15 protein-coding genes and 1 pseudogene are annotated in these 13760 nt (G+C 31.7%); 2 read left to right on the forward strand and 14 right to left on the reverse strand.

Annotated elements, in window-relative coordinates:
* Positions 1-291: 291 nt before the first annotated feature.
* The 3 genes from V7056_RS12080 to V7056_RS12090 form a co-directional block, all read right to left on the reverse strand.
* Positions 292-1452, reverse strand: coding sequence for an MFS transporter (locus V7056_RS12080; protein WP_499702247.1), 1161 nt, complete (start codon positions 1450-1452; stop codon positions 292-294).
* A 183-nt stretch (positions 1453-1635) separates the two neighbouring features.
* Positions 1636-2004, reverse strand: coding sequence for an ArsR/SmtB family transcription factor (locus V7056_RS12085; protein WP_499702249.1), 369 nt, complete (start codon positions 2002-2004; stop codon positions 1636-1638).
* A complete protein-coding gene (locus V7056_RS12090; RefSeq protein WP_499702251.1) occupies positions 2004-2429 on the reverse strand; it encodes an SRPBCC family protein in 426 nt (141 codons plus the stop codon). Before V7056_RS12090 ends, V7056_RS12085 begins: the two co-directional genes overlap by 1 nt.
* A gap of 264 nt (positions 2430-2693) precedes the next feature.
* Between V7056_RS12090 and V7056_RS12095 the strand changes: the two are divergent.
* A pseudogene (locus V7056_RS12095) lies at positions 2694-3341 on the forward strand (HAD hydrolase-like protein).
* A 142-nt stretch (positions 3342-3483) separates the two neighbouring features.
* Here V7056_RS12095 and V7056_RS12100 read toward each other — a convergent pair.
* From V7056_RS12100 to V7056_RS12130, 7 genes are all read right to left on the reverse strand, one after another.
* Positions 3484-4026 carry a histidine phosphatase family protein gene (locus V7056_RS12100; protein ID WP_499702253.1) on the reverse strand — a complete coding sequence of 181 codons (543 nt, stop codon included), beginning with the start codon at positions 4024-4026 and terminating at the stop codon, positions 3484-3486.
* Positions 4027-4051: 25 nt separating this feature from the next.
* On the reverse strand, positions 4052-4480 hold the full coding sequence (locus tag V7056_RS12105; protein WP_499702255.1) for an NUDIX hydrolase: 429 nt from the start codon (positions 4478-4480) through the stop codon (positions 4052-4054).
* A gap of 169 nt (positions 4481-4649) precedes the next feature.
* On the reverse strand, positions 4650-4940 hold the full coding sequence (locus tag V7056_RS12110; RefSeq protein ID WP_499702256.1) for a hypothetical protein: 291 nt from the start codon (positions 4938-4940) through the stop codon (positions 4650-4652).
* 267 nt (positions 4941-5207) lie between these two features.
* A complete protein-coding gene (locus V7056_RS12115) occupies positions 5208-6410 on the reverse strand; it encodes a CapA family protein (RefSeq protein ID WP_499702258.1) in 1203 nt (400 codons plus the stop codon).
* Positions 6411-6583: 173 nt separating this feature from the next.
* Positions 6584-7630, reverse strand: a complete 1047-nt coding sequence (locus tag V7056_RS12120) for a TolB-like translocation protein (protein WP_499702260.1) — start codon at positions 7628-7630, stop codon at positions 6584-6586.
* A 91-nt stretch (positions 7631-7721) separates the two neighbouring features.
* Positions 7722-9185, reverse strand: a complete 1464-nt coding sequence (locus V7056_RS12125) for a sensor histidine kinase (protein ID WP_499702262.1) — start codon at positions 9183-9185, stop codon at positions 7722-7724.
* Positions 9182-9877, reverse strand: coding sequence for a response regulator transcription factor (locus V7056_RS12130; protein WP_499702264.1), 696 nt, complete (start codon positions 9875-9877; stop codon positions 9182-9184). The genes V7056_RS12125 and V7056_RS12130 overlap by 4 nt, the downstream gene beginning before the upstream one ends.
* Before the next feature lie 272 nt (positions 9878-10149).
* Between V7056_RS12130 and V7056_RS12135 the strand changes: the two genes are divergently transcribed.
* Complete coding sequence (locus tag V7056_RS12135) at positions 10150-10548, forward strand: hypothetical protein (RefSeq protein WP_499702266.1); 399 nt, start codon at positions 10150-10152, stop codon at positions 10546-10548.
* A 38-nt stretch (positions 10549-10586) separates the two neighbouring features.
* On the opposite strand, the gene V7056_RS12140 is transcribed toward V7056_RS12135, so the two are convergent.
* The 4 genes from V7056_RS12140 to V7056_RS12155 form a co-directional block, all read right to left on the reverse strand.
* Positions 10587-11432: a class I SAM-dependent methyltransferase gene (locus V7056_RS12140; RefSeq protein ID WP_499702268.1), complete on the reverse strand. Its 846-nt coding sequence runs from the start codon at positions 11430-11432 to the stop codon at positions 10587-10589.
* Positions 11433-11502: 70 nt separating this feature from the next.
* A complete protein-coding gene (locus V7056_RS12145; RefSeq protein ID WP_499702270.1) occupies positions 11503-12222 on the reverse strand; it encodes a toast rack family protein in 720 nt (239 codons plus the stop codon).
* A 158-nt stretch (positions 12223-12380) separates the two neighbouring features.
* Entirely contained in the window at positions 12381-12875 is a 495-nt protein-coding gene (locus V7056_RS12150) for a YfbM family protein (RefSeq protein ID WP_499702272.1), read from the reverse strand.
* Positions 12876-13444: 569 nt separating this feature from the next.
* On the reverse strand, positions 13445-13627 hold the full coding sequence (locus V7056_RS12155; protein WP_499702275.1) for a hypothetical protein: 183 nt from the start codon (positions 13625-13627) through the stop codon (positions 13445-13447).
* Positions 13628-13760 lie beyond the last annotated feature (133 nt).

The following is a 13760-nucleotide window of genomic DNA, read 5'->3' on the forward strand; positions in this document are numbered from 1 at the left end:
TTGCTGTGTACTATTGTTTAGTGTATAAGTATTTCTTAATGAAAAAGCACTTAGTGTAACCATGATTAACATGATTAACATTGATGTAGTAAATAATTTTTTACCGATCGTCCATTTCAATGGATGCTCCCCCCAGAGATAACAATTTTTTATATTTGACATCCATTTTATCGGCCATTTTCACTAAAGAATTTAGTTGTTTAATAGGTAATTCAAAATATAAATCGACAAGTATATTAAAAAAAGCGATACATTTATGCATCGCTTTTTTCCTTCTTTATGCAATTTTACCTAATTCGTTTTTGCCACTGCTCTACTATTTAGAGTAAATGAATAGGCAGCTGAGACCAATGCTAAAATGACAATTATGCCTCCCACTACTGCATTCGTCCTAGCAGTATATTCATTTATCAGAATCCCACCTAAACTAGATCCTAATGCTATTCCGATATGTGAAAAGGAATTATTTAGACCAACCTGAATATCTGCTGTATCCTTCGCTGCTTTCGCAAGACTATCCTGAATGCTTGGGCTAAGTGACCAAGAAAAACAACCCCACAAACAGAGAATCATCATTAAACTGATAATAGAATTTGTTGCAATCGGAAGTAATAAGATTGAGATTGCTAACAATCCTAATAAGATTAAAATCGTTTTAGGTCCTCCAAAGCGATCTGTAGACCAACCGCCAATCCAACCGCCTAAAATACCAGCTACCCCAAAAATCAGTAATGAGATACTAATCATTTTAGTAGATAACCCCATTGTGCTTTGCAGGAAAGGAGTTAAGTAAGTGTATATTGTAAAATGACCAGTTAATTGTAAAAATGAGATTAACTGAATAGACAAAATACGTTTATTTTTTAATGTAGCGATTTGTTTAATTAATGGAATTGAAGGCTGTGGATTCACTTTTGGAAGAAACTTTATAATCCCTACCATTGATAATAAACTTAAAAACCCAACTAAAGCAAATGTCATTCTCCAACCATAATGCTCTCCAATTAATGTGCCTAGAGGAACACCAAACACTAAAGAAGAACTGATTCCCATAAAAATAACGCCGATTGCTCTCCCTCTAATTTCATTAGACACGATATTCGCCGCAGTAGTAATTGAAACGACAATAACAACTGAACAACTTGCTGCAAGTATGATTCGAGCTATTAATAATATAGTGAAGTTAGGACTGATAATTGATATCACATTTCCAATGAAGAATACGGTCATTGCAATTAGTAATAACTTTCGTCGCTCAACTTTTGATGTAATTGCAATAAAAACAGGTGCTCCAATAGCAAAAACTAAAGAGAAGATCGAAACTAATTGGCCAACGATACCTACAGATACATGTAAATCACCTGCAATCATTGCCAATAATCCTGTAATAATAAATTCCACTGTTCCTGCTACAAACGTAGCGATTGCTAAAATATATATACCTTTATGCATTTCAATACCCCTCAAATATGAGCTTTCTATTCCTTTGATTTTTGCCACATTATATTATTATAACGTTATCGAAACAAATGTCTATGTAAAGATCGTTTTTAAAATACCAACAAATAACAGTAATAGAGCTTAAATATAAAAAAACGAACCTATTATTAGGCTCGTCTTTATACACCAAACTATTTACAAATCTTTATCATCTTTCGTTGGTACAACTTTAATACTATTCTCTTCATTGTTTTCAACAAGATGTTGGAGAATGGATAATTTATTAGACCAAAACTGATCATAATATGCTAACCATTGTTTCAATTCACGAAAAGCTTCAGGTTGTAAAGTATATCTTCTTTCTCTTCCAACCTTTCGATCAGTTACAAGCTCAGCTTCAGAAAGAATATGCAGATGTTTAGCAATCGCTGTTCGACTCATCGTAAAATTACTTGATATCTCAGAAATCGGTAACTCTTTGTTCGCAAGTAATCTTAGTACTTCTCTTCTAGTCGGATCAGCTATTGCTTGGAATACATCATATTTTTGTGGGGAAGTAGACACTATTTCTCAACAACTTCTTTAAGTCTTGCAACTAAGCCAATCCATCCGCCATTCATGCGCTCGCGAATTTCGCTACTTTTTTGTTGTGGTTTCGGTAAGATTTCATCCGCTGGTTTCCAACCACCGTGAATTAGTGTGAATTCAGTTTTATCTCCAACTTCTTTTAATAAAAATGAAACAAACCAACCATCAAGATCCCATGTAAAAGTAATTTTGTTTGGTTCATCTACTTCTAATACTTTACAAGGAGATGGTCCGAATTGTGACTGTAAGTGAAACTCATGTCCAACAACCGGTTGAAAATCATTCGGCATAAACCATGCTGAAATACCTTCTGCAGTTGAAACAAAATTCCATACTTTTTGGATTGGTGCATTGTAAACGACTGTTTGTTTAATATCTTCTACTAGATTTTGAACGCTCATTATTCAATCCCTCTTTCATTAATATAAAACCATTTGGTTACATATCGAATTATATAAAACCTTTTGGTTTCATGTCAACAATATTTTCTCAACTATTTTTTCCAACTATCATATTTCTATCAGTCAAAATATCAGACAATCCTTCTGACTAAATATCGTTTTGTACCCACTTCTTATAACTGACTCAATATTAAAAACTGTTTACCAACTAAAAAGTCAAATATGCTACCATTAAATCAGATTGAAAATTGGGGGATATTGTTTATGAAACGAGCAGCAATATTTGATATGGATGGCACTTTATTCCAAACGCAAAAAATTTTAGCTACTTCTCTCGAAGATGTCTTTGACTACTTACGGCAACAAAAATTATGGGATAGAACTACACCTATCGATCAATATAACGAAATTATGGGCGTACCTTTACCTGTTGTTTGGGAGACCTTATTACCGCAACATTCACATGAAATTAGAGAGCACGCGAATGCATTTTTCCATCAGCGCTTAATCGAGAACATACAATTGGGCAAAGGCGCATTATATTCAAATGTAATTGAGACTTTTGAACTGTTATTAGATCAAGATTATTTAATTTTCATTGCGAGTAATGGCTAATCTGAATATTTACAATCCATCGTAAACTATTACCAATTAAATCAATATGTCAAAGAGATTTTTAGCATTCAGCAAATCGAGTCACTAGATAAATCACTTTTAGCTGAAATGATTCTTAAAAAGTATCATTTGTCAGAAGGTTTTGTAGTAGGTGATCGATTATCAGACATTCAATCTGCAAAAAAAAATTCCTTAACAGCTATCGGTTGTCGATTTGACTTTGCACAAGAAGCTGAGCTTGCTCACGCAGATTTTATCATTAATGATCTACTTGAAATAAAGTCAGTTATGAAATAAGAAAGAATGACTAAAAAAGAGCCTAGCATTATGATAGGCTCTTCCTATTGTTGATTCAGCTCTTTGGCGATCGGTTTATAGTACAGCCAATCGGTCTCTCTTCCTCCGCTTATCAACCTTTTTTTGTTTAACACTCTATCATTCATCCATTCCAAATCCGTTTAAACTCAGTATGTTGAGGATCAATACTCAGTTCATATACGTCTGGATTGCTAAGCATTCTCCATTGTGCAAAGCCGAACTCTGAATCAAAATGCATCAGCAATAATGACATTAAGTTACCATGAGTAACAATAATGGTATGCTCACTTTCATGATTGATGATTTCTTTAACTAATGAAAGAACTCGCTCAATCGCTTCTTTACTTGATTCTCCACCAATAAACTTTAGTTCTAAATTAGAATAGGTTTCTTCTAATCTTGTAAGCCAATCTGGATATACCTCTGTAGTTAAAACTCGTTCAGCCAAACGATGATCAACTTCTAACTGCAATTCTTTATGGTTTACCGTTGGTTGAATTGATTGAACCGCTCTTAAAAACGGACTGGAAATAATGCGATTAACTAGTATATTCGTAAAAAAATGATTTAGCTCTAAAGACTGTTCAAACCCATTTTGAGTAAGGCTTGATTCAGGTGGTTGTCCAGTTGCTTCACAATGTCGAACAATATATATTTTCTTCATACAGACTCTCTCCTACAAATTGATTCTAACTAGTCAAACCCATTTTTAACTCGGCTTGTTCGATACTTTCTTTTAAGTAAACAGGCGCTTTACTATGTCGTTCGATTTCATCTGATGTCATCCATTTTACATCTTCTACTTCATCAGGACTTTTAGGGTAAGCAATGCCTGACTTATATTCACATAAAAATACAATATTCAAAACATGTTCATTTTTGTCTGTTACAAACGCAGAACTATATAGATAATTTACATTTTTTATTTCAACATCTACTTCTTCAAGTACTTCACGCTTAAGATTGCTCTCTAAAATTTCTATAGGTTGTTGTCCTAGTTCAACTGTACCTCCAACTAATGAAAGCATTCCACCTGCATGCTCTTCTTTCTTACTTCTTTCTATAACTAACCATTTGCCATCATGGTTGATCGCAGCTTCAACATTTACGGTAAACATAAAAACCCCTCCGTTTTAACAATTTAACTAATTTCTATGTACTGTAACGAAATTCCTCTTTAACCAAATGAAAAGTCACTATTCTAATAGATTAGATAGAAAACAGCCAAGCAAAAAGCATTACTCCTTTAAAAGAAGTAATGCTCTTCCAATTCTATAAAAGTAGAGTTTATTCAACAGTCCGTTGTCTTAAGAAAAACATAACCAAAATATTAATCAAGAAAATACCAATGAAAGCGACGATTAATGTATATACACCTGAAAAAATATTATAGCCATAATCTGCATTTAATAATAACCATATACTTCCACTACCTAGTACAAGTAAATTGATATTAAATGCAATCGACATAGTTGCCAAAATACTATTTGTATTCTTTTGCATTTTGACCTCTAACCAAACTGATAAAATAAGTGATACGAAAATAAAACTAAGGAAAGCAATAAATTGTAAATCCATTCTTATTCCTCCTATATTTTATTTGGTAATCCTCTAACGTTTTCTGGTAATAACTTTGATTCTCTATAAATTTACCAAAATCCTTCTTTAAAAAAGCAGCATTCCATATTTAAGAAAGAATACCTACTACAATCCAAATCATAAATGAAACTTTTGATACACCCACCCCATGCTTAAGTTACATATCAAAAGAACCTCAACAATAAAAGGCATCGCTTCTTGAGCAATGCCTTTTATCTTTTAATTTTCACCCTTCATCTGAACCCATTATTTTTCATATTTAGTCCAAGCCGAACCATTAATTTTATTTGAAACTTGAATGATCTTATTTTTAACTCTTTTTGCTTCTGACCCTTTTAATAACGTTGGTTGATAATTATTTCGGTATGAAACAGACGAAACCGAAAATGGTACTACTTTAATCTGTTTTTGATTTGTTAACGTGTTATTTTTGAAATGGAACGTTTGTTGGAAAACGAATGTATCTTTATCACTTGGATTTTTATTACCTCCAAACATAAAATTTCCTAAGCTATAGGCTATGAATTTTCCTTTGTACTCTTCAATTCCTTGAACTACATGAGGGTGATGACCAACAATTAGATCTGCACCATGATCAATTGCATAATGGGCTAAATTTTTCTGTGTTTGATTTGGAACATATACTCTTTCAATCCCCCAATGGAAGTTAATGAGTACAATCTTGGCTCCAGCTTTTCGCAATCGTTGTATATCATTGTTTATTTTAACTCTAAATTCAGGAGAATCATTCCATCCTTCATAACCAAGTGCTCCAATTTTTATTCCTTTTACAGTTGTTACATACGAATCATTGTAACCAAAATAACCAATCTTTTGCTTTTTTAATGAGTAAATTGTATCTTCATAACCTTTTTGCAAATAATCGTGACTATGGTTATTTGCTAGATTAACAGCTTCAATTCCTCCAAAAGTCAATATTTTCGCGTATGATGGGTCCCCTTTAAAACGGAACTTTTTCACTGCTTTCTTTGTTGCTTTTGTTAGTGCTGTTTCCAAATTGACTGTCGTAAAATCATCTTGTTGAAAGATGTTATCCAATCTTTTCACAAAATGATCTAATCCATGCTTATTAGCCTCGTCAACAAATGAATCAGTAAAATAAAAATTTTCATCAGTTCCAATTGTAAAATCGCCAGCCGCACTTACTTTTATTGTTGTTTCTGTAACAGGTTTTACAGGTGGTACCTTTACTGGTGGCTTTACGATTGGTTTGTCTTCTTGTTTATTTTCAGGTTTTTTTATTGGACTAATTTCTTCATCAGATTTTTGATTTTCTTTATTTTCTGCTATGTTCTGTTTGTGATTTAGTATGGTTGAATATACATAATGACTAATAATCGAAATAAATCCAAATAGAGCTAAAATCATCATCCAAACTACAATTTTTTTACTCTTGCTTTTCCTCGGATTACTATTTTTGCTCCTCATATCATAAATCTCCTTATACTTGTATTAAAGAATATCACCGCAGGATATTTTTAAAATATTTAAAATAATTAAATAATGTATAACTATATTAAAACATCTTTTAAAAATTTTGTAAAAAAAAGAAAGTGAGCTTATTTTTCACTCACTTTATTAGAAACTAATTTTATTCATTACTAACTTTTCAAGGTTAAAACATACGCAACAAATTCATTTTTATTATATTTCGAGATTACTTTTGAGACGAGTAGTTTCTTACCTGAAGGACTCCAAGTTATTGGCCCTGAAATTTCGTCTAAATCAGTAGAGAGTTGAGTAATCTTCTTCGTATTCACATCTATAACAAATAACCCTCGTTCCCCTTTATCTTCAGAAATAACCGAAAAAGCGATGGTTTTTGAATCTGGAGACCAGCTAGATCCAAATATTTGGGTACCTTTAGCTAATGAAACTGTTTTTTTACCACTTACATCGGTTATTAGTAGTTCTCTTTTTGTTTGAGATATTTTCCTCACAATGACAAATTTCTTATGATTCGGTGACGGTATAACCCACTCTACTCTTAATCCACCAAATTTCTTTTTTAAAACATTTATTACATCTTTATTCGAATCAATTTTGATTACTTTACCATTAACATCTGCACTAAACATTTGTTGGTCAATGGTTGGAAAGATGATTGTTTGATTGTTGATCCATCTCCCCTCAGTTGAAAATGCAAAGATTTTATCAACATCGGTTACTTTTACTTTTTTCTTACTATCGAGATTTATAATATATCCTGTCCCAGTGGTTCCATCGATCGATTGTTTATAAAAAATATGCTTTTTATCTGGTGAGATGATTGCACCTATTTGTCCACTTTCTTCACCAGATATAACATTCGCTGTTTTTGTTAGTAGATCGTAACTAAATAAATTTACGTGATGAACGTACTGCCCCTCATCAGTCATTGCTGTCTTTGGCATTTTAGTATTTTTTTGTTCAATTAAAATTGATTCTTCGTTTAACCAATCTGTTCCTCGAATACCTTCATATCTGTCTATTTTTTCTAACGCAAGTTCATTTGTAACAACTTCTTCATTTTTGGTAAGAACAGTAATTTTTTTATTTTTCTTTTCAATGACAACACTATCATTTTCGTTTTGTAATCCACAACTAGTTAAGATAAAAGAACAAGATGCTATGATCAAGATCAATATATGCCCCTTCTTTATATCCACCATACCACTCCCCTTTGCTCTTACCATTTGTATGATATGTTTTTGATGTTTCAATTTAGGTCATCAGATGTTTCCAAATTGTAAATTTTCATTAATCAATTTTAGGAAATGCAATGATAAAATTAGAGCCACTTCCCTCTTTTGATTCAACGGTAATCGTTCCATTTTGCTTTTCAATCAAGTCTTTCGTTAACGCTAATCCTAATCCTGATCCACCTGATAGGCGTGAACGATCTTTATTAACTGTATAAAACGGTTCAAAAATTTTATCAATTACATTAGTAGGTATCCCAATCCCGGTGTCTCTAATACTAATGAATACACGATTATTTATAATTTCATTTGAAACGATGATGGTACCATTAGTTTTGTTATATTTAATTGCATTATCCAATAGATTCATAAAAATTAATGTGAAACTTTCTTTATCGATATAAATATTAGCAGGAAGAAAATTAGTTTGAATTGTTAATCCAAATTTTGTGATTTTCCCTTTCATACGTAGACAATAATCTTCTAATAGCCCCTTTACATCAATACTTTCTTTATTTAATTCAAAATCATATTTTTCTAGTTCAGCTAATTTTAAAATCTTTTCTACCATTTCATAAAGACGTCGAGATTCCTTGCCAATATTATCTTTTGCTTCATCAATTAATTTAGGATCATCAGCGTACATATCCAACAAATCAATGTAAGCTCTGATAACAGTTAGTGGCGTTTTAAACTCATGAGTAATTGAACCAATAAAATGTTTTTGCTGTTGTTCTAAAATTTTCAGCTTATCAACTGCCAATTGAAGATTATCTTTTTCTTGTTGCATGCCCTTTATATTTTTTTGAATTTCATTACTCATAAAATATATGGCTTGGCTTAAATAACCTAACTCATCATTTCGATTTAAAATTGACCGATTAGGGTATTGCCCAGATTTAATTTCCTCGGTCACTTTTCTAAGCTTTAATATATTATTAACGAGTGAATTGAAGAACAAATATCCAATGATAAAACTTAGAACAATGATGATCATGCCTATTTTTATAAACAGCTTAATGATATCATCATAAAATTCATTATTCTTAACTAATGAATAGTCAAATTGAACAACACCAATCTGATTATTTGCACTGTAAATAGGTGCGAAATAATTTAATGTTTCATTAGCTTCTTGATATACAGTTTTCCCTTTTAGCCCAAATTGAAGTGTATCTTCTATATCTTTATTGGTTGTAGTCTCTAGGGGAAGTGAGTCCCCAACAATATTTCCAGTCATATTATAAATCGTAACATGTAAACTACTGATAATACCGATCTGTCTAGCAATTTCAAAACCGTAACGTTTAAAAAAATCATTTGGATTTTCAGAAGTTTGGCTAAGATACACTTGTTTTACATATACATTTGCAAGTTTACTCTGCTGAGCTAGCATGTCTTCAGTTTGCTTTTTTTGATTTTCATGTATTCCTTTTAGAATAAGTAAGCTTAATCCAAATACAGTACCAATTAGTAGAATGGCTAAAAACAAACTTGATTTAAATTTAATACTAGACCTCATTTTATTTCCCCTGACATTTTATAACCAATACCAAATACAGTTTGAATGTAATGTTGGTGCGACTTACCAAGCTTCTTCCGTAATCGTTGAATATGAATATCAACAGTTCGTGTACCACCAATGTATTCAATTCCCCATACTAAATCTAGTAAATCATCACGTCGAAAAATACGCTCTATATTCGTAGCCAGTAATGCTAATAAATCGAATTCTTTCGGGGTTAATTCAATTGAATTTCCACTGATACTCACTTTTCTTTGTTCAAGATTGATCACTAGCTCTCGAATTGTGATTATTTTAATTTTCTGTTCCTCAATATGGGATGACTTTTTCAGTCTCCTTAATAAAGATCTTGTTCTTGCAAGTAGTTCTCTGATATCAAACGGTTTTGTAATATAATCGTCGGCACCAAATTCTAAACCCAAAACTCGATCTATAATATCATCTTTTGCGGTCAGTAAAATAATCCCCATTCCATCTTTGTTTTCAATTTGTTTACATAAATCTAGTCCATTCATTTCTGGCATCATGATATCTGATATCATAATGTCTGGTTTGAATATAGGAACTTTTGATAATGCATCAATCCCATTAACTGCAGTCTCGACGATAAAACCTTCTCTTTTGAAGGCATATGATAATGGATCTAAAATACTCTTTTCATCATCCACAATTAAAATTTTTTCTTGCATATGCTCACCTAAATCCATTTTTATATTTAGTGTTTTTACAAATTTCTTGCACTCATTCATTTTTAATTTATTTTATCCTTAAGTTAAAATTATAGATAACTTACATGGCATTTACTAAATTATTTTTTGTAAAATATAAAAATTTACAATTTAGAAACATCTCATTCGATAATTATGACTCATGTTCGTATGAATCAATTATATTGGACAATATTCTAGCACCTTCTTTATTTTCATACATTAAGTAAAGAATACATCATGGGAGGGATTTCATGAGCGAAAACATAAGAAATTTGAGTGGTAAATGTAAGTCATATAAAGACTGTTATGTAGTATTTCAAACTGAAGAACGAGCGTTATTAGAAGGCGTTTTATTAGAATCCGATAACGAAAATGCAACCTTACTTACACCAGAAGATTTAGCTGCACCACCAGATTCAGACTACGAAGTACCACGTCATGGCAGCGAAACTTTCGGTCCAAGATATCGACGTTATAATAGGGTCACCATTCCTTTATCATCAATTACAGAAGTATACTTATTCCCTTATCACTACCCATCATTTCCATATATCTATTCAAGGAATGATCAATACAATCCTTATCTAGATCCAAGAAATTATTCATACAACCCTTATGTATATCAAAGAAACTATCCTTATAGGTATTAAGTGAAAAAAAGCATCTAAAAAATTAGATGCTTTTTTCTCTACTCTGCTACAAATGCGAAAATAGATAGTGGCTTAATCCCATTTGAATGGATACTATCTTCTAACATTTTCATTTCAGATTGAATAAGCCCTTTAAATTTTGCAGGCATATCATTTATTTGACTTAGTTCTAAGTCGATATCTTCTATTGTTTTATACACTTCCCACTTACCGTCCTGTAAATTTGGAGAACTGATTATTTTTTCATCAATGATCGTCCACCCTGCTGCTCCAGTAACTGTTTTCAAATCGTTTGGAGTAAAAAGTGTTCGTATATTTGATTCACTATTTTGCTTGAATGACTCATATTGTGCTTGTATTAATATTGATAATAAATGAGGATATTGTTCAATTTCACTAATTCTTGTGTCCCATTCTGCAAAACATATTTTTTTTTCCCATTTTTTTATTTTTTTCAAAATCTCAGTTAATTCTTCAGTTGAACTTAAATACCACGAACAATGAGACAAGACAATATAATCAAATGCTTTCGTTGGAAAATCAAATTGAGGTGATAATAAGTCAATTTCAAAATCCATTTGTATTTGATTTCCTATTGATGAATTCAGTAAATGATCCGCTGCTTCACCTAAAGTTGTTGGACTTCCATAATCCCTTGACCCTTTATCAATTCCATGAACGAATCCATTTTTACCAACAGTATATGCCAGTACTGCCGTTGTATCCCCTTGTCCACATCCTATTTCTAACACCTTACTTCCTTCTTTAATATTCCAAAAATTTACTAGTTTAAATCGATGTTCAGTTTGGATACTTTGTATGTTGGACATGTCATTATTTGATGTCATACATTTTACAACAGAATCGATTTTGGCTTGCAACATAAGCCCTCCTTTTCATCAAATATAAATAATGGACTGTTTTCACATAAACAGCCCACTTAACATCATTTTGTTAGTCTAATTTAAATGAAACTTCACCTACACCCATATCCATATCAACAGTTAACGTTTCTTTACCACTTTCATAAGCTTCATTTACATAAACACCATTGCCTTTGGAAATAAAATCGACAACGTTTGCTTTCCCAATTCCTTTATTTGAGTGTATTTTCACGCCGATGTCTGAGGGTAAAATAATTGTTGTTTTTCCAATACCCGTTTCGATTTTTGTATTAAAACTATGATTCCAGTCTCCACCTAAGTCAACTGTAAGTTCTCCTACTCCATTTTCAATATCCAATGAGTTAAGATCCAATCCTTTCAAATCAAGATCTGTTTTTGAAGCTCCTGCATTAACATCTAAATCTAAAGGAATTTGATCCGTGAGCGTTAAGTTCCATTCATTTTTAAATTTACCAATCTTCATATTTGGCAATTTATGTTTACCTTGTTCGATCTTCACTTTACCTTTGGACCCATTCAATTTGTAAGATATTTCAGGCTTAAGTGGTTTATGACTATATTCGGCAATTCCTTCTACCCACTCATTTCCGCCTTTCTTAACATTCAACTTCCCTGCACCTAAGTCCACCTTAACGTCCAATGATTTTGCGTTATCTTTTTCAATTGAGAATAACTCTTCTTTTACTTTTCCATTTGTAAACATATTACAACCTGTTGTCACAACTAGTGTCGCACCCACTAAAACAGCAATAAAAAATGATTTTTTCATTTTATAGCCTCCATAAATAAGATTTCTCATACTCTTATTTTATGGATATCAGCTTTATTAGATAATGACCTTACGCATTAAATAAAATCAGACCTTAGTATGAAATCGTAAAAACCGACTGATTTAAATAGGATCAAGTAACAAAAATTAACTCTTCATTAATGTATTAAAAGTAGAATCGCTTCTTCATTGCTAGCTGCTATTTGATAAAATTTAACTAATTCTACATAATGTTCCATTAAATAATCTCGATCCTCTTCAGTCCAGTTACCGTCCGATGGATAAATTTCTTCTTTGTTTATTTTTTCTAAATGAAATCTAGAAGTTAATTCACTTACTGAAATACTTGATAATTCGCGGTGAATTTCGATCACTTTACTTGCCGGTAAAAATCGTAATGGTCCATACCCCTGATCTTCACCTATTTCTTCTCCACCTAAAATAGCCTGTCCAGCTAATGATTGATTTGCCGTTTCAAAGCTCGCATCTCCAGTAAGTAGAAAATTAATCCCATGCCAGGATTTATCAATGTCTAACTCAGTATCTTGAATCTCTTGTGATTCATACAGTATTTCGTCAATATCATCTATGTTTGACATAATTGTTTGAAGCATACTATTAGAAACTCTATAAAAACTAGCACTCATTCCCATCGTCTAATCCTCCTGAACTTTAAATATAGTACATTCATACTTTTTTACTATTCACTAGATTGTTAATTTCGTATTTGTTATTAAAATTCCTTCTTCCATAAGTAAGATTGCAATGAAAAAAAACATTGTGTTTATAACAACCGATTTTCGTTTGAAGTAAGTAACATATCAAAGTTACGCCAAATTATCTTCTGTTTAGAATGCGTTAATTTCCACTCCAGGATACTCGCTTTCCGTGGGACGTGCTCTGAGGAGCCTCCTCGTCACATTCGCTCCTGTGGGGTCTCCCTATCCCGCATATATCCCACAGGAGTCGAGCACCTTCCGCTTTATGTGTTAAAGTGGGGACTCTATGAGAATCTATCTTATTACTAATTACATCTAATACTCTTAAAATAGAATGATTCTACTTTTTTCTATTGTCGGAGTTACCGTTTTCTTGCAAAAAAAAGAACCAAATCAATTGTGATTCGGTCTTCTTATTACTTAATCTAACTATATTTTTGTACGCTTAAACCGAACTTGTTATTTAATTAACGATGTATTTAAGTTTATCGTACTCATATGCCTTATAACCATTTGAACCAATTCTTTTTATATCCTTTTGGATTGATTGGATCATCTAGCGCTAACGGTTTCGTTTCTTTTGTATGAATTGAATCATCTACTATAATATGTTTAGTAGAATCTAAATGCACACTATTGATCAATAAAATTGTAATAAAACTTAACAATACAATGAGTTTCTTCATCATTAAATTCCTTTCTTATTTAATATTGAAAGCAATATGGAATTATACTCTTGTAGTAAAATGTTTTGTTCTTCTATTTTACAATTTTCTTTGTAAAAGTCATTAATAATTTTATAATATTTAATTAATTTAT

This window comes from Bacillus sp. JJ664 (genome assembly GCF_036962205.1).
Lineage (GTDB): Bacteria > Bacillota > Bacilli > Bacillales > Bacillaceae_G > Gottfriedia.

Excerpts from the sequence above, each read along its gene's own strand:
- V7056_RS12110 (WP_499702256.1), bottom strand. The coding sequence starts at position 4,940 with ATGGATTTACAATTTATTGCTTTCCTTAGTTTTATTTTCGTATCACTT.
- V7056_RS12090 (WP_499702251.1), bottom strand. The coding sequence starts at position 2,429 with ATGAGCGTTCAAAATCTAGTAGAAGATATTAAACAAACAGTCGTTTAC.
- V7056_RS12145 (WP_499702270.1), bottom strand. The coding sequence starts at position 12,222 with ATGAAAAAATCATTTTTTATTGCTGTTTTAGTGGGTGCGACACTAGTT.
- V7056_RS12135 (WP_499702266.1), top strand. The coding sequence starts at position 10,150 with ATGAGCGAAAACATAAGAAATTTGAGTGGTAAATGTAAGTCATATAAA.
- V7056_RS12150 (WP_499702272.1), bottom strand. The coding sequence starts at position 12,875 with ATGGGAATGAGTGCTAGTTTTTATAGAGTTTCTAATAGTATGCTTCAA.
- V7056_RS12080 (WP_499702247.1), bottom strand. The coding sequence starts at position 1,452 with ATGCATAAAGGTATATATATTTTAGCAATCGCTACGTTTGTAGCAGGA.
- V7056_RS12115 (WP_499702258.1), bottom strand. The coding sequence starts at position 6,410 with ATGAGGAGCAAAAATAGTAATCCGAGGAAAAGCAAGAGTAAAAAAATT.
- V7056_RS12105 (WP_499702255.1), bottom strand. The coding sequence starts at position 4,480 with ATGTTTACCGTAAATGTTGAAGCTGCGATCAACCATGATGGCAAATGG.
- V7056_RS12130 (WP_499702264.1), bottom strand. The coding sequence starts at position 9,877 with ATGCAAGAAAAAATTTTAATTGTGGATGATGAAAAGAGTATTTTAGAT.
- V7056_RS12140 (WP_499702268.1), bottom strand. The coding sequence starts at position 11,432 with ATGTTGCAAGCCAAAATCGATTCTGTTGTAAAATGTATGACATCAAAT.
- V7056_RS12125 (WP_499702262.1), bottom strand. The coding sequence starts at position 9,185 with ATGAGGTCTAGTATTAAATTTAAATCAAGTTTGTTTTTAGCCATTCTA.
- V7056_RS12100 (WP_499702253.1), bottom strand. The coding sequence starts at position 4,026 with ATGAAGAAAATATATATTGTTCGACATTGTGAAGCAACTGGACAACCA.
- V7056_RS12155 (WP_499702275.1), bottom strand. The coding sequence starts at position 13,627 with ATGAAGAAACTCATTGTATTGTTAAGTTTTATTACAATTTTATTGATC.